Source organism: Pseudomonas sp. NY15372 (assembly GCF_048068215.1).
GTDB classification, from domain to species: domain Bacteria; phylum Pseudomonadota; class Gammaproteobacteria; order Pseudomonadales; family Pseudomonadaceae; genus Aquipseudomonas; species Aquipseudomonas guariconensis_A.
This window is the reverse complement of record NZ_JBLUPY010000016.1, coordinates 1-23795: the sequence shown is the minus strand read 5'-3', so window position 1 is coordinate 23795 and position 23795 is coordinate 1. Positions and strand designations below refer to the sequence as shown.

General features: G+C 64.5%; 25 protein-coding genes and 1 pseudogene. 8 read left to right on the top strand and 18 right to left on the bottom strand.

The genetic code is table 11. The features are described from left to right. Nucleotides 1-7: 7 nt before the first annotated feature. On the top strand, nt 8-769 hold the full coding sequence (locus ACNFG0_RS13580; RefSeq protein ID WP_268867022.1) for a class II aldolase/adducin family protein: 762 nt from the start codon (nt 8-10) through the stop codon (nt 767-769). Between the two features lie 371 nt (nt 770-1140). On the opposite strand, the gene ACNFG0_RS13575 is transcribed toward ACNFG0_RS13580, so the two are convergent. Then, the gene (locus ACNFG0_RS13575; RefSeq protein WP_416765204.1) at nt 1141-2538 is read right to left on the bottom strand and encodes a purine-cytosine permease family protein; all 1398 of its coding nucleotides are present in this window, start codon (nt 2536-2538) and stop codon (nt 1141-1143) included. 260 nt (nt 2539-2798) lie between these two features. Between ACNFG0_RS13575 and ACNFG0_RS13570 the strand changes: the two genes are divergently transcribed. Next, nucleotides 2799-3686, top strand: coding sequence for an EamA family transporter (locus ACNFG0_RS13570; RefSeq protein WP_416765203.1), 888 nt, complete (start codon nt 2799-2801; stop codon nt 3684-3686). Nucleotides 3687-3851: 165 nt separating this feature from the next. Beyond that, complete coding sequence (locus ACNFG0_RS13565; RefSeq protein WP_416765202.1) at nt 3852-4724, top strand: pirin family protein; 873 nt, start codon at nt 3852-3854, stop codon at nt 4722-4724. Nucleotides 4725-4791: 67 nt separating this feature from the next. Here ACNFG0_RS13565 and ACNFG0_RS13560 read toward each other — a convergent pair whose 3' ends face one another. Continuing rightward, nucleotides 4792-5019, bottom strand: a complete 228-nt coding sequence (locus ACNFG0_RS13560; protein ID WP_084857528.1) for a DUF6555 family protein — start codon at nt 5017-5019, stop codon at nt 4792-4794. A gap of 336 nt (nt 5020-5355) precedes the next feature. Between ACNFG0_RS13560 and ACNFG0_RS13555 the strand changes: the two genes are divergently transcribed. Further along, a complete protein-coding gene (locus tag ACNFG0_RS13555) occupies nt 5356-5619 on the top strand; it encodes a DUF1652 domain-containing protein (protein ID WP_196145300.1) in 264 nt (87 codons plus the stop codon). Between the two features lie 17 nt (nt 5620-5636). Here the strand turns inward: ACNFG0_RS13555 and ACNFG0_RS13550 are convergent, their stop codons facing one another. The 5 genes from ACNFG0_RS13550 to ACNFG0_RS13530 form a co-directional block, all read right to left on the bottom strand. Beyond that, the gene (locus ACNFG0_RS13550; protein ID WP_416765200.1) at nt 5637-6251 is read right to left on the bottom strand and encodes a Yip1 family protein; all 615 of its coding nucleotides are present in this window, start codon (nt 6249-6251) and stop codon (nt 5637-5639) included. Nucleotides 6252-6339: 88 nt separating this feature from the next. Continuing rightward, the gene (locus ACNFG0_RS13545) at nt 6340-6627 is read right to left on the bottom strand and encodes a hypothetical protein (RefSeq protein WP_084857532.1); all 288 of its coding nucleotides are present in this window, start codon (nt 6625-6627) and stop codon (nt 6340-6342) included. Nucleotides 6628-7412: 785 nt separating this feature from the next. Next, nucleotides 7413-8012 (bottom strand): START domain-containing protein, encoded by a 600-nt coding sequence (locus ACNFG0_RS13540; RefSeq protein ID WP_416765242.1) that lies wholly within the window; start codon nt 8010-8012, stop codon nt 7413-7415. A gap of 100 nt (nt 8013-8112) precedes the next feature. After that, complete coding sequence (locus ACNFG0_RS13535; protein WP_084857535.1) at nt 8113-8949, bottom strand: bifunctional allantoicase/(S)-ureidoglycine aminohydrolase; 837 nt, start codon at nt 8947-8949, stop codon at nt 8113-8115. A gap of 390 nt (nt 8950-9339) precedes the next feature. Beyond that, entirely contained in the window at nt 9340-10005 is a 666-nt protein-coding gene (locus ACNFG0_RS13530; protein ID WP_416765198.1) for a class I SAM-dependent methyltransferase, read from the bottom strand. A 114-nt stretch (nt 10006-10119) separates the two neighbouring features. Between ACNFG0_RS13530 and ACNFG0_RS13525 the strand changes: the two genes are divergently transcribed. Together ACNFG0_RS13525 and ACNFG0_RS13520 are read left to right on the top strand one after the other, a co-directional pair. Beyond that, complete coding sequence (locus ACNFG0_RS13525; protein ID WP_416765197.1) at nt 10120-11040, top strand: LysR family transcriptional regulator; 921 nt, start codon at nt 10120-10122, stop codon at nt 11038-11040. 109 nt (nt 11041-11149) lie between these two features. After that, the gene (locus tag ACNFG0_RS13520; protein WP_196145932.1) at nt 11150-12364 is read left to right on the top strand and encodes a YeeE/YedE family protein; all 1215 of its coding nucleotides are present in this window, start codon (nt 11150-11152) and stop codon (nt 12362-12364) included. 95 nt (nt 12365-12459) lie between these two features. Here the strand turns inward: ACNFG0_RS13520 and ACNFG0_RS13515 are convergent, their stop codons facing one another. The 8 genes from ACNFG0_RS13515 to ACNFG0_RS13480 all read right to left on the bottom strand — a co-directional run bounded on the left by ACNFG0_RS13515 (nt 12460) and on the right by ACNFG0_RS13480 (nt 19516). Further along, nucleotides 12460-12789, bottom strand: a complete 330-nt coding sequence (locus ACNFG0_RS13515; protein ID WP_196145931.1) for a hypothetical protein — start codon at nt 12787-12789, stop codon at nt 12460-12462. A gap of 227 nt (nt 12790-13016) precedes the next feature. Beyond that, the gene (locus ACNFG0_RS13510) at nt 13017-13826 is read right to left on the bottom strand and encodes a gamma-glutamyl-gamma-aminobutyrate hydrolase family protein (protein ID WP_196145930.1); all 810 of its coding nucleotides are present in this window, start codon (nt 13824-13826) and stop codon (nt 13017-13019) included. Nucleotides 13827-14206: 380 nt separating this feature from the next. Beyond that, nucleotides 14207-14992 (bottom strand): amino acid ABC transporter ATP-binding protein, encoded by a 786-nt coding sequence (locus ACNFG0_RS13505; protein WP_196155111.1) that lies wholly within the window; start codon nt 14990-14992, stop codon nt 14207-14209. A 21-nt stretch (nt 14993-15013) separates the two neighbouring features. Beyond that, nucleotides 15014-16258, bottom strand: a complete 1245-nt coding sequence (locus ACNFG0_RS13500) for an NAD(P)/FAD-dependent oxidoreductase (protein ID WP_416765195.1) — start codon at nt 16256-16258, stop codon at nt 15014-15016. 16 nt (nt 16259-16274) lie between these two features. Then, complete coding sequence (locus tag ACNFG0_RS13495) at nt 16275-16985, bottom strand: ABC transporter permease (RefSeq protein ID WP_196145927.1); 711 nt, start codon at nt 16983-16985, stop codon at nt 16275-16277. Beyond that, nucleotides 16982-17701: an ABC transporter permease gene (locus ACNFG0_RS13490; RefSeq protein WP_196145926.1), complete on the bottom strand. Its 720-nt coding sequence runs from the start codon at nt 17699-17701 to the stop codon at nt 16982-16984. Before ACNFG0_RS13490 ends, ACNFG0_RS13495 begins: the two co-directional genes overlap by 4 nt. A 163-nt stretch (nt 17702-17864) precedes the next feature. Beyond that, the gene (locus ACNFG0_RS13485) at nt 17865-18617 is read right to left on the bottom strand and encodes a transporter substrate-binding domain-containing protein (RefSeq protein WP_416765193.1); all 753 of its coding nucleotides are present in this window, start codon (nt 18615-18617) and stop codon (nt 17865-17867) included. Between the two features lie 26 nt (nt 18618-18643). Further along, entirely contained in the window at nt 18644-19516 is an 873-nt protein-coding gene (locus ACNFG0_RS13480; protein WP_196145924.1) for a MurR/RpiR family transcriptional regulator, read from the bottom strand. A gap of 145 nt (nt 19517-19661) precedes the next feature. On the opposite strand from ACNFG0_RS13480, the gene ACNFG0_RS13475 reads away from it, so the two are divergent. After that, on the top strand, nt 19662-20687 hold the full coding sequence (locus ACNFG0_RS13475; RefSeq protein ID WP_196145923.1) for an Ldh family oxidoreductase: 1026 nt from the start codon (nt 19662-19664) through the stop codon (nt 20685-20687). A gap of 207 nt (nt 20688-20894) precedes the next feature. Next, nucleotides 20895-22094 carry an aromatic amino acid transaminase gene (locus ACNFG0_RS13470; RefSeq protein WP_196145922.1) on the top strand — a complete coding sequence of 400 codons (1200 nt, stop codon included), beginning with the start codon at nt 20895-20897 and terminating at the stop codon, nt 22092-22094. 75 nt (nt 22095-22169) lie between these two features. Here the strand turns inward: ACNFG0_RS13470 and ACNFG0_RS13465 are convergent, their stop codons facing one another. From ACNFG0_RS13465 to ACNFG0_RS13455, 3 genes and pseudogenes are all read right to left on the bottom strand, one after another. Beyond that, on the bottom strand, nt 22170-22898 hold the full coding sequence (locus tag ACNFG0_RS13465) for a DUF899 domain-containing protein (protein ID WP_196155116.1): 729 nt from the start codon (nt 22896-22898) through the stop codon (nt 22170-22172). Between the two features lie 160 nt (nt 22899-23058). Then, entirely contained in the window at nt 23059-23343 is a 285-nt protein-coding gene (locus ACNFG0_RS13460) for a helix-turn-helix domain-containing protein (protein WP_416765192.1), read from the bottom strand. Next, a pseudogene (locus ACNFG0_RS13455) lies at nt 23340-23795 on the bottom strand (hypothetical protein); the annotation flags it as partial. The pseudogene ACNFG0_RS13455 and the gene ACNFG0_RS13460, both read right to left, overlap by 4 nt.

Sequence of the window (23795 nt, the reverse complement as noted above, 5' to 3'; positions counted from 1 at the left end):
CAGGACAATGCCAATGACCCCTACCGAACGGACCCTGCGCCAGGAGCTGGCGGCCTGCTACCGGCTGATCGCGCATTTTCGCATGACCGACCTGATCTTCACCCATATCTCCGTACGCCTGCCTGGCCCGGACCACCACTTCCTGATCAATCCCTACGGCTTGCTGTTCGATGAGATCACCGCTTCGAAGCTGGTGAAGATCGACCTGCAGGGCAACCCGGTCGAGCCTTCGCCCTATCCGGTCAACCCGGCCGGTTTCGTCATTCATGGTGCGATCCATGGCGCCCGCGAGGACGCGCAATGCGTGCTGCACACCCATACACGTGCTGGCTGCGCAGTCGCTGCGCTGGAGTGCGGGCTACTGCCGCTCAACCAGATCGCCATGGAGTTCTACGGCCGCGTCGGCTACCACGCCTACGAGGGGATCGCGCTGGACCTGGACGAGCAGCAGCGGCTGGTGGCGGACCTGGGGCAACACACGGTGATGATCTTGCGCAACCACGGCCTGTTGACCGTCGGCAGCACCGTGGCCGAGGCCTTCCTGCGCATGTACTACCTGGAGAAGGCCTGCGAAATCCAGTTGGCGGCGTTGCAGGCCGGGCAGGTGATCGTGCCGCCGCATGCGGTATGTGCGCACACCGAGCGGCAGTTCAACGAGCCGGCGCGACCGTTGAAGGCAGGTGAACTGGCGGATCCTGATGGCAATACCCTGGCGTGGCAGGCGCTGTTGCGGTTGCTGGAACGAGTGGCGCCTGATTATCGCGATTGAGCGAGATGCTTGGTTGCCGGTGCTGTCCCAATCGCGGGCAAGCCCACAGAGGGTCAGCACTGGCCGTTTGTTCTTTGCTCGACAGCGCAGCCCAAAGGGCTGGGTGACCTCCCGCAACAAGCGTACACAGGGCCTGTGGGAGCGGGCTTGCCCCGCGATTGGGCCGGGCCCGCTATCACCGCCGCCAAGCAAGGGCTTCGCCCTTGATCGCGGGACAAGCCCGCTCCCACAGGCTCATCGCTGCCCTCGAGGCTGCCGCTCATGCTGTGTGCGGGCGGCGGTTCCCACAGGCAGGTACCGGGGGCGTTTGCGGTAGGAGCGAGATCAGGCGCAGGTAGCGAACGGGCGTCCGCTACCTGGAGGGCGGGAAATCAGCGGGCGTCGGGAACGATGATATGGGCCGGTGCCTGTGCGGCGCGGCCACGGGCGACCCAATAGTACAGCAGGCTAGGCACCACCAGGCCGATCAGCCAGGACACGTCGACGCCGCCCAGGTGGGCGACCATGGGGCCGGTGTACAGCTTGGTATCGATGAATGGCATTTGCACCAGCACGCCAATGGTGTAGACGATGATCCCTGGCCAGTTCCAGCGCCCGTAGCGGCCTTCGGGGTCGGCCAGGGCCGGAATGTCGTAGCGCTCCTTGGTGATGAAGTAGTAGTCCACCAGGTTCACCGCGCTCCAAGGCACGAAGAAGGTCAGCAGGAACAGGATGAACGACTTGAACGCACTGAGGAACGAGTGCTGGCCGAGCAGGGCGACGAGGGTGGCGGCGCCGACGATGCCGAGCACGAACACCAGGCGTTGCAGGCGGCTGATCTCGAGGTGGCCGCGGAACCCGCTGATGATGGTGGCGATGCACATGAAGCTGCCGTAGGAGTTCAGCGTCGAGATGGTCACTTTGCCGAAGGCGATGCTCAAGTACAGCAGCGCGGCCGTGGTACCAGCGCCTCCCAGGCCGACGATGTACGCCACCTCGTGGCCGGAGAATTGCCCACCGGCGATAGCGGCGGCGAACACGCCGAGGATCATCGAGGCCTGGGCACCGATCACCGACCCCAGCCCGGCGGCGAGGAAGGTCTTGACCGGTGACGTGGTGCTGGGCAAGTAGCGCGAATAGTCGGCGACATAGGGGCCGAAAGCGATCTGCCAAGAAGCGGCCAGCGATACCGCGAGCAAGAACGAGGCCCAGGTGAAGTGGCGGTTGTCGAGCAACTGGCCGATGTCGGCCAGCATCAGGATGCGGCTGAACAGGTACACGAAGGCGATGATGCCGAGCACGCTGGCCACGCGGCCGATCCAGTGGATCACCCGGTAGCCGGCGAGGGTGGCGAGCACGATCACCCCGGCGAAGATCAGGATGCCGGTGCTGTCGCTCACGCTCAACAACTGGCCGATGGCCTGGCCGGACAGTACCGTGCCGGTTGCAGTGAAGCCCAGGTACATCAGGCACACCAGGGCCATGGGAATGGCCGCGCCGTAGACCCCGAACTGTACCCGGCTGGAGATCATCTGCGGCAGGCCCAGGCGCGGCCCCTGGGCGGCGTGCAGGGCCATGACGGCGCCGCCGATCAGTTGGCCGAGCAACAGGCCGAGCAGCGACCAGAACACATCGCCGCCGAGCACCACGGCCAAGGCGCCGGTGACGATCGCAGTGATCTGCAGGTTGGCTCCCAGCCACAAGGTGAATTGGCTGTACACGCGTCCATGGCGTTCAGCTTCGGGGATGTAGTCGATCGAGCGCCGTTCGATCACGGGTTTGCTGGGCATGGGGCACTCCGCTTGTTTGTTCTTGTGGGGGCGGGCAGCCATCTGCAAGGAAAGGATGGCTGTGTGCGATATGAGCATGTATAGACAAGTAAGGTCAAGTGAGGCTTGACACGGTCCGTCTGGCCGCAGTTCGTTGTACCAGACGCCTCGCCGGCACGACTGTTGCGCAAGGCTGATGGCCAACTGTGCTGGTCCGTGGGAAAACAAAGGCCTTATGCTGTTACGAAATATGTCTAGAAAGCCTGAAGAAGGAAACCGCAATGCCAGTCAAGGACCTGCTGATCGCCCTGGTGGTGATCATCGCCTGGGGCGTCAACTTCGTGGTCATCAAGGTTGGCCTCGATGGCCTGCCGCCCATGCTGCTCGGTGCCTTGCGCTTTGCCTTGGTGGCCTTTCCGGCGGTGCTCCTGGTCAGGCGCCCGAAACTGCCCTGGCGCTGGCTGATCGCCTACGGCATGACCATTTCCCTGGGCCAGTTCGCCTTCCTGTTCCAGGCCATGTACAGCGGCATGCCGCCAGGGCTGGCGTCATTGGTGCTGCAGTCCCAGGCGTTCTTCACCCTCGGGTTCGCCGCGCTGTTTCTCGGCGAGCGCCTGCGCCTGGCCAGCCTGCTGGGCCTGCTGGTGGCCGCGGGCGGGCTGGTGCTGATCGGCAGCGAGAACAGCAGCCATGTGCCGCTGGTGGCGCTGCTGCTGACCCTGTGCGCCGGCGCCATGTGGGGCATGGGCAATATCATCACCCGCCGGTTCGGCTCGGTGGACCTGGTGGCCCTGGTGATCTGGGGCGGTTTGATACCGCCGCTGCCGTTCCTGGCGCTGTCCTGGTGGCTGGAGGGGCCAGAGCGGATCGGCCATGCCCTGGCCAACATTGGTTGGAGCTCGGTACTGGCCCTGGTCTACCTGGCATTCGTGGCCACCATGCTTGGCTACAGTCTGTGGAGCACATTGCTGTCGCGGCATCCGGCAGGCAAGGTGGCGCCGTTTTCGCTGCTGGTGCCGGTGGTCGGCCTGAGCTCCTCGGCTTGGCTGCTCGATGAACGTTTGAGTGCGGTGCAGGGTTGGGGCGCGATACTGGTCATGCTGGGGTTGCTGATCAATGTGTTCGGGCCACGGGTAGGGCAGCGGTTGCGGGCGATCAGCGTTCAGTAGACGGCTTGAGAGCGGGTTGCGAGATCTCACAGCCGCCGAACCTGCTACGGCGAACACGCTATGATTGTTCCGCTAGTGAGACGAACAATGCCAATTTTGCCGTCTACCGCAACATTGGTTCCATAGGTAGTGTTATACCCAGCCATCTGAGAGAGGAGACTTCTCATGAAAAAGATTCTGGGTATCCACCGCAGCCCCCACGGCCATTGGGTCGGGGACGGCTTCCCGGTTCGTAGCCTGTTCACCTACGACAACCTGGCGCGCCATATCAGCCCATTCCTGCTGCTCGACTATGCAGGCCCGCACGACTTCACCCCGACCACCGCGCGGCGTGGGGTCGGCCAGCACCCGCACCGGGGCTTCGAGACCGTGACCATCGTCTACCAGGGCGAGCTGGAGCACCGCGACTCCACCGGCGCCGGTGGCCTGATCGGCCCTGGCGATGTGCAGTGGATGACCGCCGCCAACGGCATCCTCCACGAGGAGTTCCACTCGCCGGCCTTCGCCCGCACTGGCGGCACCCTGGAGATGGTGCAACTGTGGGTCAACCTGCCGGCCCGTGACAAGCGCGCGGCAGCGGGGTACCAGACCCTGTTGTCCACGGATATCCCCGTGGTGTCGCTGGAAGGTGAGGCCGGTAGCCTGCGGGTGATCGCCGGGGCCTACCAGGGCCATCAAGGTCCGGCGCGGACCTTCACCGCCATGGACGTCTGGGACCTGCGCCTGAGAGCGGGTGCCACCCTGCAGTTGCCGATCGCCGCAGGGCGCAACGCAGCCTTGGTGGTACTGCGCGGTAACGTGCGGGTCAATGGCGAGCGTGAGGCTGGCCCGGCCAGCCTGGTGTTGCTGGCGCGTGATGGCGAGCATGTGCAGGTCGAGGCGTTGGAAGAAGTCAGCCTGCTGTTGCTCAGCGGCGAGCCGATCGACGAGCCCATCGTTGGCTATGGCCCGTTCGTGATGAACAGCCAGGCAGAAATCGCCGAGTCGTTCGCCGATTTCCAGGCGGGGCGGTTTGGGCAGATGGTGGGGGGGCAGTAAAGGGGCCGCTTTGCGGCCCATCGCGGGGCGAGCCCGCTCAGGTCTCTGTGAGAGATCACCCAGCCCATTATCCTGACTGGCGCCAATGCACCTCAGTGATCCCGTAGCGCTCCGCCACGGGCTTGCTGACTTTCTTGATCTTCTCCCGCCCATATCGCCCGATACGGGCCACCCCCGCATCGCAACTGGCCCAGTGCCAGGCCTCGGCGTTGTCCATCCGCTCGGCCCGGATCACGAAGGACTTGTGCTGGCCGTGCAGTTCATAGTCGATCACGAAGAGTTTTGCATCGATCATCGGGTATCCACATCCCTTGCGCAGCATCGAGGGCTGGCCAGGTGCAAGACATTCCATGGCCTATCCGTGGGAATCAAACCGAGGCGCAAAAGTTTGAAAAAAGTTCGTTTCCAACGACGAACGGTGAAGACCCGACCGCCCGTCGCCTCTGGCCCACAGCCGATCGAACAGCCGGAGCCTTGCGGCGTTCTTCCTCTAAGGTGCTAAGGGATTTGCGCGGCTGCATTGTTCACGCGAATGGACCGCCGCTTGAGCATGCGCAATATCAATTGGCACTTCGCCAACATAGGGCGTACTCACACACAACAGGCCATCCAGTATAGAGAGGGTCGAACCATGTCGTTGATAGGTGTTTCGCTACTAGAGATGCGTCAGCTGATCGAACAGGCCTGCCTGCCGGACCGCTGCGAGGTGACCTGCCCGGACGGTGTCAGCCTGACCATCCGCCTGGGGCAAGGGGAGAGCCTGGACGATTGCCTCACGGTCAGCGGTATTCCCCTCGACAGCCTGAACAGCTGCCGGGACCTGCACGAGCTGGTGACCCAGTTGCGCAAGGCGCAACGCCTGGGCCACACAGCCGCGCTCAAGGCCATCGCCTGACGGTCGTCGCGACCCGGTCAGCCGAGGCTGGCCGGGCGCACATATTCGGGCATCAGGCCGTTGAACCAGAACAGGATCATCGCCACCAGGATGGTCACCAGCAGCAACAGGCCCACCCCCCAGGCGCAGGTTGCGAACAGCATCGCCTGTTCCTTGCGCAGGCGCAGGAAGGTCTGCAAACCGCCATACAACAGCACCGTGGCATAGGCCGAGGCCGCCAGCAGCGCCGCCACCGCCAGCCAGCGCATGGGCACCAAACCCACCACTCCGGCGACGAACCAGGGCGTGGCGCAGTAGGCGGCGAAGCCGATGCATTGGTTCAGGGTCGGCTGGGTGTCGAAACCGCGAGACATCCAGCGGATCATCACGCCCATCAGCATCACCCCGACCACGGTGGTGGCATACAGCAGGCCTGCCAGTTGCGCGGCGCTGCCCATGCTCAGGCGTACCCGTTCCTCCGCGGCCAGGCTCCAGCCGAAGGTGGTGGTGCCGACGAACAGGCACAGCGCGGGGATCAGGGCCAGGGCCAACAGGCGTGGCAAGTACTGTTGCGGATGGGCTTCCTCGGCGCGGCGGATGTCCAGCCAGGCGGCACCGGGGTGGGTGAAGAGCTTGAGCAACGGACTGTTCATGGCATTCTCCTCGAGGGCAGGCGTGTCCTCTTGTTATGGAGAAGCGCAAAGGGCCCAGGGTTCAGGCGAACTGTGGGCCGTTGATCGCTTATTGCAGCTCCAGCACCAGGTTCATGCCGCCGTCCCCGCACTTTGCATGGTCGCGCACCACACCGTGATAGCTGCGGCCATCCCACTCGAAGGCCACGCTATGGGCACGGTCGAGCTTGTCCGGCAGGGGTGGGTCGATGTGCAGGCGCAGGGCCGGGGAACCTTGCAGGTTGAGGGCGGCGAGCTGAACATGGCACTCCACGCGTTGGGCCACGGGGCCGAACAGGGTGTCACGCACGAAATCCAGCTCCAGGCAGGCGCAGGGGGCACGGTAATAGGGCTTCATGGCAGGTATGGCTGCAGCAGGAAAGTCATGACTGGCTCCTTGGGCAAGGATCGTGGGGTATCGATCTTTCGAAGCCTATCGGAGGATGGCGTTCAAATTTATTTCACGGGTGGTCGTGCTTTTGGTTTCACGGACCGTTTTTGGGAGATTCTATGGTTGTGGGCAAGCCGGCTCTCATAGAACAACGCATAACTATTTGATTGTGCAGGCCCTTGTGGGGCTTGTCCCGCGATTGGGCCGGGCCCGATATCACCGTCGCGTGGCAAGGGCTTCGCCCTTGATCGCGGGACAAGGCGGCGCTAGCCGCTTGTTCTTTAGTTCGACAGCGCAGCCCGGGAGGGATGGGTTATCTCCCACTGGTGCAGCGCCAACCACACCCTGTGGGAGCCGGCTTGCCGGCGATGAAGACAACCCTTTACTCAAAGCCAGATCGCATCCCAATGTGGGTAATCACCAATGCGCTCAACCAGCCTTGCTCGCTCAGGATTCATGATGCTGTTGCCCGTTCCGGCCAATCGCCGGCAAGCCGGCTCTCATAGAACAACGCATAACTATTTGATTTTGCGAGCCTTGTGGGAGCGGGCTTGTCCCGCGATTGGGCCGGGCCGGATATCACCGTCGCCTGGCAAGGGCTGCGCCCTTAATCGCGGGACAAGCCCGCTCCCACAAGGGGCCGCGCTAGCCGCTTGTTCTCTGCGCGACAGCGCAGCCCGAAGGGCTGGGTAATCTCCCACCGGTACTTCGCCAACCACACCCTGTGGGAGCGCCCTGCCACGAATGCGCCGTCATGGCTGGCGCTCGGCCACCGCCTTGAGCGTTCGCAACGTCACCAGCGGCGCATCCACCACGAACCGGTTGGCCAGCCAGCCCGGTACATCGCCGGCGGGGTCGGCCTGCAGTTGGTAGGTCACTTCGGTCTCCTTCTCGGCCACCGGATGCATCGTCCATTCGCCACGCAACCGCCGCACCCGGATCAACCCCGGCACGGCCGGCACCTTGCCTGGCTCCGCGCTCAGGTGGCGCACCAGGGTGCCGTCGTCCAGGCGCTCGGTACGCACCCGCAGCACCATGTCCCGCGGCTGTGCCGGCCAGGGCAGGTCGGTGACCAGGTACACCCAGGTACTGTCGCCTTCGACCTTCAGCAAGCGCATCTCGGCGCAGGCATACAGCCACTTGCAGGCCACCCGCAGGTTTTCCTGCAGGTCAGTGAGCGTGCGCACACTCGCCTTGATCCGCGCGACGCCGCGAAACGCCTTATAGGACGAACCTTCGACACGGCTCAGGTACACATCGACGCCGTCCTGCCGTTGCGCCAGGTGCCAGTCGTCGGCCAGCGACACGGGGGCCGGCAGCAGGACCAGCAAGGCAAGCAGTAGGCGGGGCAGGGGCATGGCAGTGGCCGGAACGAAACGGAGCGGGTTCCTGAAGTATGGCCAGAAACACGAAGCCCGCCATGAAGGCGGGCTCGTGGACATCAGCCTGGGCTCAACGCTGCGGGTTGAGGGTCAGGTGCGCGTGGCGGTTGACGTCCTTGTACAGCAGGTAGCTGAACGGGCCTGGGCCGCCGGAGTAGCAGGCTTGCGGGCAGAAGGCGCGCAGCCACATGAAGTCGCCGGCCTCGACCTCGACCCAGTCCTGGTTCAGGCGGTATACCGCCTTGCCTTCCAGGACGTACAGGCCGTGTTCCATGACGTGGGTTTCAGCGAACGGAATCACGCCGCCCGGCTGGAAGGTCACGATGTTGACGTGCATGTCGTGGCGCATGTCGGCCATGTCGACGAAGCGGGTGGTGACCCAGCGGCCTTCGGTGCCCGGCATCTCGATGACGGTGGCATCCTTGCGGTGGGTGACGAAGGATTCCGGAACCGGCAGGCCTTCGACCTTCTGGTAGTGCTTGCGCAGCCAGTGGAAGGTGACGTTGGCCTTGCTGTTGTTGCGCAAGCTCCAGTCGGCACCCGGGGCCAGGAAGGCATAACCGCCAGGCACCAGGGTGTGGTGCTTGCCTTCGACGGTGATGTCGATCTCGCCTTCGACCACGAACAGTACCGCTTCGGCGTTCGGGTCCAGCTCAGGGCGCTCGCTGCCGCCTTCGGGGGCGACTTCGACGATGTACTGCGAGAAGGTCTCGGCGAAGCCGGTCAGCGGGCGGGCGATGACCCACATGCGCATCTTGTCCCAGAACGGCAGGTGGCTGGTGACGATGTCACGCATCACGCCCTTGGGGATGACGGCATAGGCTTCGGTGAACATGGCACGGTCAGTCAGCAGCTCGGTTTGAGCTGGGTGCCCACCGTGGGGGGCGAAGTAGGAATGATTCGACATGGACAGTCTCGACTTGTTGTTCTTTCCCCGTGCCGTGTGCCGCACCGGCCGGTGCGCCGCAGGGGAGGCCTGGGACAGAATATGGGCCTTTGCCAGGCATCCACAAATTAAATGTTGAAATGTCCGGTATTTATTCCGTGAATGTCGACCCCTCGTACCGAAAGTCGACAGAATGAAGGCTGATCAGCTCGGCAGGCGCGGGCGTCGGCCTGGCAGCAGGCCCAGCACCCGCATGCACCCGAGCAGGATTACCAGCACGCCAACACTCGTCCCCCTGTGGGGTGCGGCGGTCCGACTTGTCCCGCGATCAAGGGCGAAGCCCTTGCCAGGAAACAACGGGGTGTTGGTTTCGCGGGCAAGCCCAACAGGGAAGGTGCTGCGTTACCAAGCCTAGCTGCGTGCCACCAGCAGCAACGACTGCGGCACCGGGCTTTGCGGATGCTGCGGCTCCTGCAGGCTGGCAAGGTGCAACCCAGCCATGTCCAGGGCGTTCAGCCAGCTGGAGAGGGTACGGAAGTACCAGGGCATGGGTGCCCACTGGCCGGCGAAACCGGCGAAGGTCTCTTCGCGCCAGCCATCTTGATAGTCACCGTTGGCCATCGACCATGGGTGCAGCGTCTGGATCACCAGGGCGCCGCCGGGAGTGAGTAGATTGCGCATGGTGACCAGCAAGGGAATGATGTCCTGATGCAGCAGGGCGAAGTTGGCGCACACCAGGTCATAGCCCTGGCCCACATCGACCTGGGTCTGGATCAGTTGCTCGTAGGTCGCCTGGTACACGTTGCTCGAGCCTGCCGCCCGTGCGGCCTCGACCAGCGTCGCATCGCCATCTACGCCTGTCGCCTCGATGCCGCGTTCGGCCAGGGCGCGCAGCAGCCAGCCCTCGCCACAGCCCAGGTCCAGCACTCGCTGTGGCTGGCGGCTCATCAGCGCCAGGAGGATGGCCTGGTCGGTGACCTGGCGGCGGCTTTCGATGGCGCCGCTGCGTACGGCCTGGATCCAGGCCTGGGCATTGTGCTGCCAGCTGCCTTGTAGCGTGGTGTCGGGCGTGGACATTGAGGCAGGTCCGAACGTTAGCGTGTGGAAAGGATAGGCCAGGTGAAGTAACCCTGTGCAACGGGTTCTGGCATGATGCAAGCAGCCCATCTATTCGAAAGTCAGATTCTGCTTATGACTGAAAGTGTGAAATCCAATAGATCGATCTACGACCTCGACCTGCTCCGGGCCGTGGTGATGGTCGCTGACTGCGGCAGTTTCACCACGGCGGCCACCCGGCTGCATTCGACGCAGTCGACGGTCAGCCAGAAGATCCGGCGGCTCGAGGAGATGGTCGGGCACCAACTGCTCGACCGCAGCAACCGCGAAGTGCACCCCACCGATGCCGGCGAAACGCTGCTGCGCTATGCGCGCCACCTGCTCGCGGTGAGCAACCAACTGAGCGAGGCAATGTCGGGCGGGGTCACGGTTACCGTGCGCATCGGCCTGCCGGACGACTTCGTCGCCAGCAAGACCGTCCCGGCGCTCGCGGCCTTCAACCGCAAGCATCCGAAGGTCAAGCTGGAGATCACCGGCGGCCTGAGCCGCGACCTGATGAGCAGCTATGACCGCGGTGAGCTCGACCTGGTGCTGGTCAAGCAGCGGCGGCACAGCCGCGAGGCCAATGCCTGCCAGCCCGAACGCATCGAGTGGGTCGACAGTGCGCAGTACCCTTGCTTCGCGCAAGACCCGATTCCCCTGGTGACCTTTCCGCCGCGCGGGCTCTACCGCGACGACATGATTAGCGCCATCGAAGCGATGGGCCGCAACTGGTGCATCGGTTTCACCAGCTCCAGCCTTGCCGGTATCCAGGAAGCCGTGGCCAACGGTCTGGGCGTGAGCCTGCTGCCCTCGCGGGTGGTCACGCCGGGGCACCGGGTGTTGGGTGTCGAGGACGGTTTCAAACCGATCAAGGTATTCGAAGCGGCGATCTTCCATCGCCCCACGGCCGACCCGATGGTCAAGGAGCTGGCGGATATCCTGATCGGCATCCTGCGCGCCGAGGCCAGCGAAGGGGGTGAGCGACCGGTTTGGGGGCAAGGGGTTCGCCCTTGATCGCGGGACACACCTGCTCCTACAGAGGGAGGGATTGCCAGCCCCGGGTACGTACTGGCTGGCTGGGACGTTATACTCGCGGGTCGTTCCACTGTATCCGAGTACTACCATGGGTCTTTCCACAACCGCCACACCCGAACCGCGCCGGCTGGGCGCGCCGTTGATCGCCCTGGGCCTGCTGCTGGCAGGTGCCTGGTTCCTCAATCTCAATGCCGGCTTTAACCAGGTACTGCTGCTGATCGTCGGCGCGGCCCTGGGTCTGACGCTCTACCATGCTGCCTTTGGTTTCACCTCGGCTTGGCGGGTGTTCATCACCGAGCGTCGTGGTGCCGGCCTGCGTGCGCAGATGGTCATGCTGGCCCTGGCCGTGTTGCTGTTCTTCCCGGCCCTGTCGTCCGGCAGCCTGTTCGGCACGCCGATCAAGGGGCTGGTGGCGCCGGCAGGCGTCTCAGTCGTGTTCGGTGCATTCATCTTCGGCATCGGCATGCAGCTCGGTGGCGGCTGCGCCTCGGGCACGTTGTTCACCGTCGGCGGTGGCAATGCGCGAATGCTGGTGACCTTGCTGTTCTTCATCATCGGTTCGGTCACCGCCACTCACCACGTCGACTGGTGGTTCGCCTTGCCGTCGTTCCCGGCCACCTCCATCGTCCAGGCCTGGGGTGTGGTGCCGGCGCTGTTGGCCAGCCTGGCCCTGTTCGGGCTGATCGCGTGGGCCACGCGGGTGCTGGAAATGCGTCGCCATGGCGGGTTGGAAGTACCCGCGCCCAGCGAGCACCAGGGCCTGCGTCGCTTCCTGCGAGGCCCCTGGCCGCTGGTATGGGGCGCCATCGCACTGGCGCTGCTGAACTACGCCACCCTGGCCCTGGCCGGTCGCCCCTGGGGGATCACCTCGGCGTTCGCTCTGTGGGGGGCCAAGACCTTGGGTGGCCTGGGTGTTGACGTCGGCAGTTGGGCATTCTGGCAGGTGCCTGCCAACGCCAAGGCCCTGGCCGCACCCTTATGGCAGGACGTCACCACGGTGATGGACCTGGGGATCGTGCTCGGTGCGCTGTTGGCTGCAGGCCTGGCCGGGCGTTTCGCGCCGAGCTTGAACATTCCGTTGCCGTCGCTGATCGCCGCAATCATTGGTGGCCTGTTGCTGGGCTATGGCTCGCGCCTGGCCTATGGCTGCAATATCGGCGCCTACTTCAGCGGCATCGCATCGGGCAGCGTGCATGGTTGGCTGTGGCTGGTGGCGGCCTATACCGGCAATCTGGTAGGTGTACGCTTGCGCCCGCTGTTCTTCGCCGGCGAGCGTCGTGCGCCGGCCTTGAGCGGCTGTTGAGACTCACCGCCCCAACATATAAGTGGCTGGGGCGGGTGTTCGAATTCTAACAATGCACCTTAAATAGTTTCGCTATCTATTTGAAAATAAAGAATTTATCTTCTAGCAACGGCATGTTGCACACACTGTTCATAGTACGTCTGCTTGATCGCGGTCGGCTTGAGCCGCGAGCGGCTGTTGTAGGTCTGTTCGGTGATGCCGAATGCCGTCATGCGCATCCAGGGCTTGGGAAACCGCCGTGTTTGCAGTTTCTTGCGCGTGGCATACAACGTCACGCCGGAAAGCTTGGCCTGTTGCGCTTCGGCGGCGATCTGCGAGCCCCAGTTACAGACGTGGCGATCGTTCTGGTTCAAGGCTCTGGCCTGGGCGCCGAAGGCGACCGTGGCCATTACGCAGCCAGCGATCGTTGCTAGAAATGCCCGCATGTTGCTGTCCTAAGCTTATGAAGGGGAAGGAAGTTTGCCTTCACCTTGCACGGCTAGGGGCCAGCAATTTGCCGTCAGATTTTTTACCAGGCTGAAAAAGCGATCGCGAGGCAGGCACACGCCAGCCGCCCGCTTCCACGGGAAGTGTTCTGGGACCAGCAGAGGGTGACCGAGGAAGCGGGGGGCGGCATTGCACCGCCCCGCGATCGAAACCTAACGAAGAGGAATCAGGCAGCCTGGGTGCGCTTGCCCTGGGACTTGCGCACCTGGGTACGGCAGGCTTCGCCGAAGGCTTCGAAGATCCGGATCGAGTCAGGGTTCTTCGCAGCTTGCCATTCAGGGTGCCACTGCACAGCGAACAGGAACGGCGAAATGCTTGGCGCGTGGATGGCTTCGACCAGGCCGTCCTCGGCGTGGGCGATCGGCTCGATGCCTTTGCCCAGTTTGTGCAGGCCCTGGCCATGCAGCGAGTTGACGCGGATCTCGTCGGTGCCGAGCTTCTCGCGCAGCCAGCTGCCTGGCTTGATCTTCACGCTGTGCACGGCCTGGTACTGGACATCGACCGGGTCTTCGGGGTTTTCCCGGTGGTCGTTGAAGCCAGGTTCGGCGTAGACCTTCTGATAGATATCGCCGCCCAGGGCGACGTTGATTTCCTGCATGCCACGGCAGATGCCGAAGATCGGCAGGCCACGGGCGATGGCCATCTTCACCAGCGGGATGTCGAACAGGTCGCGATCCTTGTCCTGGGCCTTGCCTGGAGTCTGGTTTTCCTGGCCATAGAGGGCCGGGTCGATGTTGCTGCCCGCGCCGGTCAGGTAGACACCGTCGGCCATGTCCAGGTAGGTCTCGAGGTCTTCGATACCGCAGCAGGTGGGCACCAGGACCGGGACGCAACCGGCGAACTCGACCAGCGGGGTGATGTATTTGTGGGTCATGACCTGATAGTCATGGCCTTTGCGCTCTTGGGTACCCATGGTCATCAGGACGACGGGTTTGCGCAGGGAGGGTTGCTTGTTGCCAATGTTGCTGTTGGACATATGTCACCTTGGGACAGGTTCTACCTGTCGTTGTTGTGCAGGCGCACGGCCTGGGCCTTGTGTGCGGCCTGGAGCCCCGAGCACTGCCGGCTCGCCAGGCAGGCGATTCCGGTCGGGGCTTGATTCATAGCTTGCCAGAGCCGTTCGATATGTCAAACGAGTGGCGGTGGGCGCAGGCGCCGTTTTTCGGGGTTTGCAAGGCCTGGAGGCCTGAGGTGACAAGGGTTTGGCGGGGGTTTTGGTCAATAATATTTAACGATGCAGTTGGCTCTTTGCGTTGGTGCAATGAAATGTGAAAAAGGGGCTGCTTCGCAGCCCATCGAGGCGCCAGGCCGCTTGCGCAACGGCATGCTGCGCAGCGGCCTGGCACCGCGAAAGGGTCAGTGCAGGATCTGCTTGAGAAACGCCTGCGCCCGCGCCGTCCGTGGGTGGTTGAAGAACACCTCGGGCGGGCTGTCCTCGATGATGTGCCCGCCTTCGAGGAACAGCACGCGCTCGGCCACTTGCCGGGCGAAGCCCATCTCATGGGTTACGCAGAGCATGGTCATGCCGGTGCCGGCCAGTTGCACCAGCACGTCCAGCACCTCGGCGACCATTTCCGGGTCGAGCGCCGAGGTGGGCTCGTCGAACAGCATGATCCGGGGCTTCATGCACAGTGCCCGGGCGATGGCCACGCGCTGCTGTTGGCCGCCGGACAGCTGGCTGGGGTACTTGTGTGCCTGGTTCTCGATGCCCACCTTGCTCAGGTACATGCGCGCGCGCTCCTCGGCGTCCTTGCGCGACAGCCCGCGCACGCTGGTGGGCGCCAGCAGGCAATTGTCCAGCACGCTCATGTGCGGGAACAGGTTGAAATGCTGGAACACCATGCCGATCTCGCTGCGTACCTGGGCCGCCTGGCGGCTGGTGGCGGCAAGATCGGTGCCGGCCACCTGGATGCTGCCTTGCTCGGCGACCTCCAGGCGGTTGATGCAGCGGATCAAGGTCGACTTGCCGGAGCCCGAGGGGCCGCACAGGACGATGCGTTCGCCTTCGCGGACCTGCAGGTCGATGTCATGCAGCACATGGAAGGCACCATAGTGCTTGTTCAGGCCTTCGATGCGGATCAGCACCGGGCGCGGGTCGGGTTCGGGGGCGAGGCTGGCAAGGCTCAGGGGGGCTGCGGTCATTTTATTGTTCTCCTCGCAGGTTCAGTCGAAGCGTGCGGCGCTGTAGGGCGCCGGGTCGGTGAAGGGCGCCTGGCCTGTGACCAGCTCGGCCAGCAGGCGGCCGGTGACCGGGCCCAGCGTCAGGCCGTGATGGGCGTGGCCGAAGTTGAACCAGAGGTTCTTGTGGCGCGGTGCCGGGCCGATCACCGGGCGCATGTCTGGCAGGCAGGGGCGTCGGCCCAGCCAGGGGCGGTCGTCCAAGCGCTCGCCCAAGGCCGGGAACAGCTTGCGCGCCAGGGCTTCGCAGCGGCCCAGCTGGATTTCGTTGCCGGGCGCATCGTGAGCGGCGAACTCGATGCCGGTGGTCAGGCGTACGCCCCGTGCCATGGGCGCCAGCACGTAGCCGCCCTGGGTGTCGCAGATCGAGTGCACCAGCTCGGCGCCGTCACGGGTGCTGTAGTGCATGTGGTAGCCGCGCTTGATCGCCAGCGGGAAGCGATAGCCCAGTGGTTCGAACAGCTCGGCCGACTGCGGGCCGAGGCAGGCCACCACCTCGTCGGCGGTCACCGCCCCCCGGCGGCTGTCCACCTGCCACTGCTCGCCCACTTGGCGCAGGCTGCGCGCATCGCCATGCAGGAACTGCCCGCCACGCTGGACGAACAGCGCGGCGTAGCCGCGGGTCAGGCCGCCGGGGTTGGTCACGGTCTTGGGGTCCAACCAGTGGATGCCCCCGACCACATCGCCGTCGAGCTGCTGCTCCCGGGCCTGCAACTGGTCGCGTTCGAGGATTTGGTAGCGCAGGCCATAGCGCGCCAGGGCCTGCAGGTCTGCCTTGGCCTGGGCGAACAGGCCAGGGTCGCGGTATACCTCGATCCAGCCCTTGGCCTGGACCAGCGCACCGAGGCCGGCGGCGTCGATCAGCGCGTCGTGCTCCTCGACACAGCGTTGCACCAGCGGCAGCATGTCGGCCGCCGCGCCGGCCAGGCGCCCGGGGGCCGACTGCTGCCAGTAGCGCAGCAGCCAGGGTGCGGCCTTGGGCAGGTGCAGGAGGCTGTAGCGCACGTCGGGCTGGCGGTTCAGGCCATAGCGCAGCAGCGCGCCCAGGCTGCGCGGGAAGGCGTAGGGGATCACGCTGGAGCGCTCGATCAGGCCGGCGTTGCCGTGGCTGGTGCCGCTGCCCGGTTCGTCGCGGTCGATCAGGACCACCTGGCGGCCACGGGCCTGCAGGTGCAGGGCGGTGCTGACGCCGACGATGCCGGCGCCCAGGACGATGGTTTGGCAATGCATGGAGCGTATCCTTCGGTCAGTTCAGGTGGCGGCCCAGGCGGGCCTCCAGGTGTTTCAGGGCGCGCCTGACGATTTCCACGATCACCAGATAGAGCACGGCGGCCCACAGGTAGATCTGGAAGTCGAAGCTGCGCGAGAAGGCCAGCTTGGTCACCCCCATCAGGTCGTACAGGGTCACCAGCGAGGCGATGGCGCTGGCCTTGATCATCAGGATCAACTCGTTGCCCAGTGGACCCACGGCCACCAGCAGCGACTGCGGCAGGACCACCTTGAAGAAGGTGGTCGAGCGCTTGAGGCTCAGGGCCCGGGCTGCTTCGTACTGGCCTGGCGCCACGGCCATGAGGCTGCCGCGGAAGATTTCCGCCTGGTAGGCGGCGGTGTTCAGGGTGAAGGCCAGCAGGGCGCAGTACCAGGCTTCGCGGAAAAACCACCACAGGCCCATGTCCTGCCAGAAACCCTTGAGCGAGCCGAGGCCGTAGTACAGTAGGAACAGCTGGGCCAGCAGGGGCGAGCCACGGAAGAAGTACACGTAGCTGGCGGACAAGTGCTGCAGCACTCGGCTACGCGACAGGCGTGCCAGGGCCAGCAGCAGGCCCAGGACAGCGCCAAGGGTGAAGGAGATCGCCACCAGCTTGGCGGTCACCAGCAAGCCGTCGACAAAGCGCGGCCCGTAGCGCTCCAGCAGGTCAGGGTCGAGCACCATGGCCAGCAATTGTTCGAAACTCATGCCCGAGCTCCTTGCAGGTGACGGTTGCAACGTCGTTCGATGAAGGCGAAGACCCGGCCCGAGAGCGCCGAGAACAGCAGGTAGCCCAGGCAGGCGACGCCATAGAAGAACATCGGTTCCTTGGTCACGCTGACGGCCAGGTTGGTCTGGCGCATCAGGTCGACCAGGGAGATGGTCGAGACCAGCGAGGTGTCCTTGAGCAGCGACAACCAGTTGTTGGACAAGCCCGGCAGGGCGATGCGGGTCAGTTGCGGCAGTACCACCTTGAAAAAGCCGGTGCGTCGGCTCAGGCCCAGGGCCGAACAGGCTTCCACCTGGCCCTTGGGTAGCGTCTTGAACGCCGCCAACCAAATCTCGCTGGAAAAGGCCGCGAACACCAGGCTGAAGGCGATCATCGCCGCCAGGAAGGTATTGATCAGCACTTCCCCTTCATAGCCCATGGCCGCCAGCAGTTTTTGCGCGGCGATCTGGCAGCCGTAGTAGATGATCAGTAGGGTCAGCAGCTCTGGCAGGCCGCGGAACACGGTTGAGAAACTGGTTGCCCAGGCGCGAGCCGCGCGGTTGCGCGAGCGGGCGGCGAGGGCGACCAGCAGGCCCAGGGGCAGGCCGATGGGCAGGCAGGCCAGGGCCAGCGATAGGGTCACCAGGGCGCCGGCCAGCAGCGCCTGGCCCCAGCCGCCGCTGGCGAAGGACAGCAAGGACAAATGTTCGAGCATGCAAAGGTGCTCCTTTTCCGTCAGCCTCGATATCCGATGGCAACGCGAACCCTGTGGGAGCGGGCTTGCCCCGCGATTGCGTCGGGCCAGTCAGCACTGACCGGCGTGCCGACGCCATCGCGGGACACGCCCGCTCCCACAGACCAGCGGCGAGGCTTGGGGGTCAGTTGTAGATGTCGAAGTCGAAGTACTTGCTGGCGATCTTCTGGTAGGTGCCGTTGGCGACGATTTCGTCCAAGGCCTTGTTCAGACGCTGGCGCAGGGCCTCGTCGTCCTTGCGCACGGCGATGGCAGCATCGGCCTTGGTACCGTTGACGTCGCCGAGGACCTTGCAGCACTCCTGGCCGTTCTTGTTGACCCACTCGTGCAGCGGAAACTTGTCGGCGATCACCCCGTCCAGGCGGCCGGCGGCGAGGTCGGCGTTGGCCTCGTCCATGGTCGGGTAGAGCTTCACGTCGGCGCCGGCCTTGGCATACACGTCTTCGGCGTAGATGGCCTGGGTGGAGGAGGACTGGGCGCCGACGGTGTAGCCCTTGAAGTCGCTTTGGGCATCGCTGATCGGGCTGTCCTTGGCCACCGCCACGGTCAGCGGGGTGCGGTAGTAGTGGTTGGTGAAGGCGATCTTCTTGCGCCGCTCCTCGGTGTCGATCATCGACGCGACCACGGCGTCATACTTGCGTGCCATCAAGGCCGGGATGATGCCCTCCCAGTCCTGGGCCACCAGGGTGCATTCGACCTTCATCTGCGCGCACAGGGCATGGGTAATGTCGATATCGAAGCCGTGTAGCTTGTTGTCGGCGTCGACATAGTTGAAGGGCGGGTAGGCACCTTCGGTGGCGAATCGCAGGGTCTCGGCGCTGGCCGCGCCCGCCAGGAACAGGGCACACGCACCCACCACAGCCATGGTCTTTCTCATCTTGCACCTCTGGACTTTCACTCTTGCTATTGTTGTTTGCTCGCGGGCCACGAGGTGTAGCCGACGAACTCGTTATGTAGAGCGGCAGTTGCTTCCAAGCGTCTTTCAACATCAGGCCCCAGCTTCCTGCAGACCTCGTTGACCATCAGGTGCACCCACGACAGCATCGCCGAGGTGGATTCCCAGAAGAGATTGAATTCGGTGGGGATGCGGAACACCTCGCAGGCGTTGGCGTCGGCCCAGTCGCAGAAGGTGTCGGTCACCAATGTGACCGGTATGCCGGCCTGGCGCGCCTTCTGGCACAGCTGCAGGGCATGGCGGGAATAACGGCGCGCCTCGAACACCACCAGTGCGCTGTCCTCGGCGCGGCCGAGCAGCACTTCGCCGAAGTGCCCGGCGCTGCCGTCGACCAGTTGTACGCCGTCGCGCAGGTATTGCAGCAGGTGGCTCATGCACATGGCCACGCCGCGTTCGGTCTGGAAACCGGCGATGAACACCCGCGGCTTGCTTGCCAGGCGCTGGGCGACCTGTTGCCAGGCCTGGCCACGGCTGTACTCATGCACCCGGACCAGTGCCGCGATTTCGAGCTCCAGGCTGCCGGAGCTCTCGCTGTCGTCATGGCCCTGGCGGTATTCTTGCAGGCGATCCCCCACCAGCCAGGGGCCATCGCCCAGGTCGCTTTGCAGGTCCTGCTTGAGTGCCTTGAGGTGGGCATAGCCCAGGGCGCGGCAGAAGCGGCCGACGCTCGACTCGCTGACGCCCAGCTTGGCGGCGATGCTCGCGGAGGTCTGGAACGGCAGTTCATGCAGGTTGGCGAGCATGTAGCTGGCGATCTTGCGGCCCGAGGCTGCGGCACTGTGCAGGCTGTTCTCGAGGCGTTGCTTGATCGGTTGGCTCATGGTCGGCTCCGGGTGGGTGAGGCGTGGGATAGAAAATGGATGTTTTCTGTCATCAAGTCAACAATTGACAGATAGCTGTCATTCGCGGGACAGTTTTGCCATTGCTTACGCTGTAGCCATTCCAATTCCAAGAAAGGAGCTCCAGATGTCCGCACCTTCCGCCAGCCCTGTCGTGCGCGTGCCTTTCGCCGAGCTGCAGGCGCTGCTGCAACGGATCTTCCTGCGTCACGGTTGCGCCGAGTCGGTCGCTGCCGCGCTGGCCTTCAACTGCGCCAGCGCACAGCGCGATGGTGCCCACAGCCATGGAGTGTTTCGTATCCCTGGCTATGTTTCGACCCTGGCCAGCGGCTGGGTCGATGGCCAGGCCGTACCCCAGGTGAGCGATGTGGCACCGGGTTACGTGCGAGTCGATGCCCAGGGTGGGTTTGCTCAGCCGGCCCTGGCTGCGGCCCGGCCTTTGCTGGTCGAGAAAGCCCGCAGCGCCGGGATCGCGGTATTGGCGATCCACAATTCGCACCATTTCGCGGCGCTCTGGCCGGACGTCGAGCCGTTCGCCGACGAAGGGCTGGTGGCCCTGAGCGTGGTCAACAGCATGACCTGCGTGGTGCCGCATGGGGCGCGCAAGCCGCTGTTCGGCACCAACCCCATCGCCTTCGCTGCACCCTGTGCCGGGCATGACCCGATCGTCTTCGACATGGCCACCAGCGCCATGGCCCATGGCGATGTGCAGATCGCCGCGCGTGCGGGCGAGCAGCTGCCGCCAGGCATGGGCGTGGATGCCCAGGGCCAGCCCACCTGCGACCCCAAGGCGATTCTCGAAGGCGGCGCCTTGCTGCCGTTTGGTGGGCACAAAGGTTCGGCGTTGTCGATGATGGTCGAGCTGCTGGCCGCGGCGCTGACCGGCGGGCATTTCTCCTGGGAGTTCGACTGGTCCGGGCACCCGGGGGCGAAAACGCCGTGGACCGGGCAGCTGATCATTGTCATCGACCCGAGCAAGGCCGAAGGCGAGCGCTTCGCCCAGCGCAGCCGGGAACTGGTGGAGCACATGCAGGCGGTGGGGTTGAGCCGTATGCCAGGGGAGCGCCGCTACCGCGAGCGGGAGATGGCGCAGCGTGAAGGTGTAGCGTTGACCGAGCAGGAGTTGCAAGGGCTCAAGTCGTTGGTTGAATGATTCGGGGTAGGGTTTGAGGGGAGTGGTGGCTGTGAAATCGAGCGCCGCCCGCGCGGCGCTCGGTTCGACAGGCAGCAGATCTTCTGGCACCGAACATGCAATGCTGCATTGACATCCTTGCACATCAGTGATGTTCCTCCAGCGCCACTGCAGGTATCCTCGCAGGCAGCATTCCCCGAACTGTCCTGATCCAAGGAGCTGTGCGCTGTGTTCAAACATGTCGATGCCTATGCCGGCGACCCGATTCTCTCGCTGATGGAGACCTTCAAGGCCGACCCCCGTGCCGACAAGGTCAACCTGAGTATCGGCCTGTATTACGACGAAGCTGGCGTGGTGCCGCAACTGGCGGCGGTGGGCGAGGTGGAAAAGCGCCTGGCCGATCAGCCCCACGAAGCCTCGCTGTACCTGCCCATGGAAGGCCTGGCCAGCTACCGCCAGGCGATCCAGGCGCTGCTATTCGGGGCCGACCACCCGGCCGTGACCGGTGGTCGCGTGGCCACCGTGCAGACCGTCGGCGGTTCCGGTGCGCTGAAGGTCGGTGCCGACTTCCTCAAGCGCTACTTCCCGCAGTCGCAGGTCTGGGTCAGCAACCCGACCTGGGACAACCACCGCGCCATCTTCGAAGGCGCAGGCTTCAAGGTCCACACCTATCCATATTTCGACGCAGCGAGCCGTGGCCTGGACTTCGCCGGCATGCTCGGCGCGTTGCAGGCGCTGGAGCCGAACAGCATCGTCCTGCTGCACCCGTGCTGCCACAACCCCACCGGCGTCGACCTGGACCAGGTTCAATGGCAGCAGGTGGTCGAGGTGGTCAAGGCGCGCCAGCTGATCCCGTTCCTCGACATCGCCTACCAGGGCTTCGGCGAAGGCCTGGTGGAAGACGCCTACGCCATTCGCGAAATGGCCCGTGCCGGTGTGCCATGCCTGGTGAGCAATTCGTTCTCGAAGATCTTCTCGCTGTACGGCGAGCGGGTAGGCGGCTTGTCGGTGGTCTGCGACGACGACGCCACTGCCCAGAGCGTGCTCGGCCAGCTCAAGGCCACCGTGCGCCGCAACTATTCCAGCCCACCCTGCCACGGCGCCCAGCTGGTGGCCGGCGTGCTGGGTGATGCCGGCCTCAACGCCCAATGGGTGGCGGAAGTCGAAGTGATGCGCAAGCGTATCCTCGACATGCGTCAGGGGCTGGTGGACCTGCTCGGCGAGCTGCTGCCCGGCCAGGACTTCCAATTCTTCCTGCGTCAGCGCGGCATGTTCAGCTACACAGGCTTCAGCGTCGCCCAGGTGCGCCGCCTGCGTGACGAGTTCGGTGTGTACCTGATCGACAGCGGCCGGGTGTGCATGTCCGGGCTGCGCCCGGCCAACCTGCGCCGCGTGGCCGAGGCCTTCGCGGCCGTGCAGCAGGGCTGAACCCGCCGAGGCACCTTCATGGTGCCCGGCAGGTTGTTCGCCGGGAACACGGGGCCTGCATGTCAGGCCCCTTGTTCATTCATGACAGCAATGCCCCGCCTGGGCGCCCGCCGCATAGCGGTCATGGTGGCGCACCCAGTCCATGGTTCCCTCCTCGTTACGCCCCAGCGGCGCGATATCGAGGAAGTTGTAGGCCCCCACCAGGATGTCCAGCCCCCGGGCATAGGTGGAATAGGTGTGGTACACCTCGCCGTCGCTATCCCGATAGAACGCGCTCAGCCCGGGCAGCTCCCGCTCGTTGCCGGTATAGGGCTCGTAGTTGTACTGCGCCGAACCGTCGGTAGCCATGCGCACGCCGAAGTCCTCGTTGAAACAGCTGCCGTTGGACGAAAACCAGGGGAAGCGCCAGCCCATGCGCCGACGAAAATCCTGGAACTGCGCATAAGGTGCCTGCGATACCGCCACCAGCGACACATCGTGGTGCGCCAGGTGCAGGTTGGCACCGTCGAAATGGTCGGCCAGGAACGAACAGCCCGGGCAGCCTTCGCTCCAGCCCTCGGCGAACATGAAGTGATAGACCAGCAGCTGGCTGCGCCCGGCGAACAGGTCGGCCAACCCCAGTTCACCCTCGGGCCCCTGGAAACGGTAGGCCTGTTCGACCTTGACCCAAGGCAACGCCCGCCGGGCTGCGGCGAGCTCGTCACGCAGGTGGGTGAAGGCTTTCTCGTGCAACCACAGCTGGCGCCGTGCGGCGAGCCACTGGCTACGGGTGACCACCTCGTGGTCTGTATCGGAACTGCTCATGATGGCTGACTCCAATAGAGGGATTCAGCTACTGGTCGAGTGGGGAGGGGGGGGATCGACAGGCTAAACCTGCTGGGCGACGAACGGGCGTCAGCCCAACTAGGCGCACCTCACAGCAGAATCGCTCGCAACCAGAACGTCATGGATAAGCATGTGGCACTCAATGGGCCGATCGCAAGCGCCGCCACAAAGTGGTCCGGCTGATGCCGAGGCGACGAGCGGCTTCGTCGAGGTTGCCATGGCAACTTTCCAGCGTTTCCTTTACATGACGCAGTTGCGCAGCCTTGCCGATGGTGTGCAGGTCCGTTTCGCGTGGGGACTTTTTACGGGCGGTTGAAAGGGCAGGGCCTTCGCACAGTTCGGGCAGCACGCGAGCCAGGTACTGCTCGTCTACGCGATGCGCCTTGAGCAGCTCGCGCGTCGAGAGCATCGCCCGCTCGATCACGTTCTCCAATTCCCGGACGTTCCCGGGCCAGGCATAGCGTTCAAGGTACGGCAGCAATGCGGCGGGTATATCGGCAGCGCCCGCGGGCTGGCCCTGTACGAGCAGGCGCTGGCTGATGCTTGCACAGATCTGAGCGATGTCTTCAGGTCTTTCACGCAGCGGTGTGGTTTGCAGACGCAGGATATTGAGCCGGGGCGGCGGGTGGATCGGATGCGCTGGTCGGCACGTTGCACAACAGTGATGTCCTGGCAGGTCAGGGCCAGGCCGGTACGTTCGCCGTTCTCCAGGATAGGCAGTAAATTGCTCACCACGACGTGCGAGCCGAGCCGCATCACGCGGTCTTCTTCACCCGTGCCTTCCTGCAGCGCCTGCTGCATGTCCAGTTCCGGGCACAGCTGCTGCAGCGGCCGGCCCAACGCTGCGCTAACCGGCAGGTCCAGCAGCTGCGCAAG

Coding starts and splice junctions, on each gene's coding strand:
- ACNFG0_RS13485 (WP_416765193.1), bottom strand. CDS start 18,617: ATGAGAAAGACCATGGCTGTGGTGGGTGCGTGTGCCCTGTTCCTGGCG.
- ACNFG0_RS13525 (WP_416765197.1), top strand. CDS start 10,120: ATGACTGAAAGTGTGAAATCCAATAGATCGATCTACGACCTCGACCTG.
- ACNFG0_RS13535 (WP_084857535.1), bottom strand. CDS start 8,949: ATGTCGAATCATTCCTACTTCGCCCCCCACGGTGGGCACCCAGCTCAA.
- ACNFG0_RS13530 (WP_416765198.1), bottom strand. CDS start 10,005: ATGTCCACGCCCGACACCACGCTACAAGGCAGCTGGCAGCACAATGCC.
- ACNFG0_RS13465 (WP_196155116.1), bottom strand. CDS start 22,898: ATGAGCAGTTCCGATACAGACCACGAGGTGGTCACCCGTAGCCAGTGG.
- ACNFG0_RS13500 (WP_416765195.1), bottom strand. CDS start 16,258: ATGCATTGCCAAACCATCGTCCTGGGCGCCGGCATCGTCGGCGTCAGC.
- ACNFG0_RS13495 (WP_196145927.1), bottom strand. CDS start 16,985: ATGAGTTTCGAACAATTGCTGGCCATGGTGCTCGACCCTGACCTGCTG.
- ACNFG0_RS13555 (WP_196145300.1), top strand. CDS start 5,356: ATGTCGTTGATAGGTGTTTCGCTACTAGAGATGCGTCAGCTGATCGAA.
- ACNFG0_RS13490 (WP_196145926.1), bottom strand. CDS start 17,701: ATGCTCGAACATTTGTCCTTGCTGTCCTTCGCCAGCGGCGGCTGGGGC.
- ACNFG0_RS13550 (WP_416765200.1), bottom strand. CDS start 6,251: ATGAACAGTCCGTTGCTCAAGCTCTTCACCCACCCCGGTGCCGCCTGG.
- ACNFG0_RS13510 (WP_196145930.1), bottom strand. CDS start 13,826: ATGTCCAACAGCAACATTGGCAACAAGCAACCCTCCCTGCGCAAACCC.
- ACNFG0_RS13475 (WP_196145923.1), top strand. CDS start 19,662: ATGTCCGCACCTTCCGCCAGCCCTGTCGTGCGCGTGCCTTTCGCCGAG.
- ACNFG0_RS13575 (WP_416765204.1), bottom strand. CDS start 2,538: ATGCCCAGCAAACCCGTGATCGAACGGCGCTCGATCGACTACATCCCC.
- ACNFG0_RS13480 (WP_196145924.1), bottom strand. CDS start 19,516: ATGAGCCAACCGATCAAGCAACGCCTCGAGAACAGCCTGCACAGTGCC.
- ACNFG0_RS13505 (WP_196155111.1), bottom strand. CDS start 14,992: ATGACCGCAGCCCCCCTGAGCCTTGCCAGCCTCGCCCCCGAACCCGAC.
- ACNFG0_RS13565 (WP_416765202.1), top strand. CDS start 3,852: ATGAAAAAGATTCTGGGTATCCACCGCAGCCCCCACGGCCATTGGGTC.
- ACNFG0_RS13560 (WP_084857528.1), bottom strand. CDS start 5,019: ATGATCGATGCAAAACTCTTCGTGATCGACTATGAACTGCACGGCCAG.
- ACNFG0_RS13515 (WP_196145931.1), bottom strand. CDS start 12,789: ATGCGGGCATTTCTAGCAACGATCGCTGGCTGCGTAATGGCCACGGTC.
- ACNFG0_RS13545 (WP_084857532.1), bottom strand. CDS start 6,627: ATGAAGCCCTATTACCGTGCCCCCTGCGCCTGCCTGGAGCTGGATTTC.
- ACNFG0_RS13570 (WP_416765203.1), top strand. CDS start 2,799: ATGCCAGTCAAGGACCTGCTGATCGCCCTGGTGGTGATCATCGCCTGG.
- ACNFG0_RS13580 (WP_268867022.1), top strand. CDS start 8: ATGCCAATGACCCCTACCGAACGGACCCTGCGCCAGGAGCTGGCGGCC.
- ACNFG0_RS13520 (WP_196145932.1), top strand. CDS start 11,150: ATGGGTCTTTCCACAACCGCCACACCCGAACCGCGCCGGCTGGGCGCG.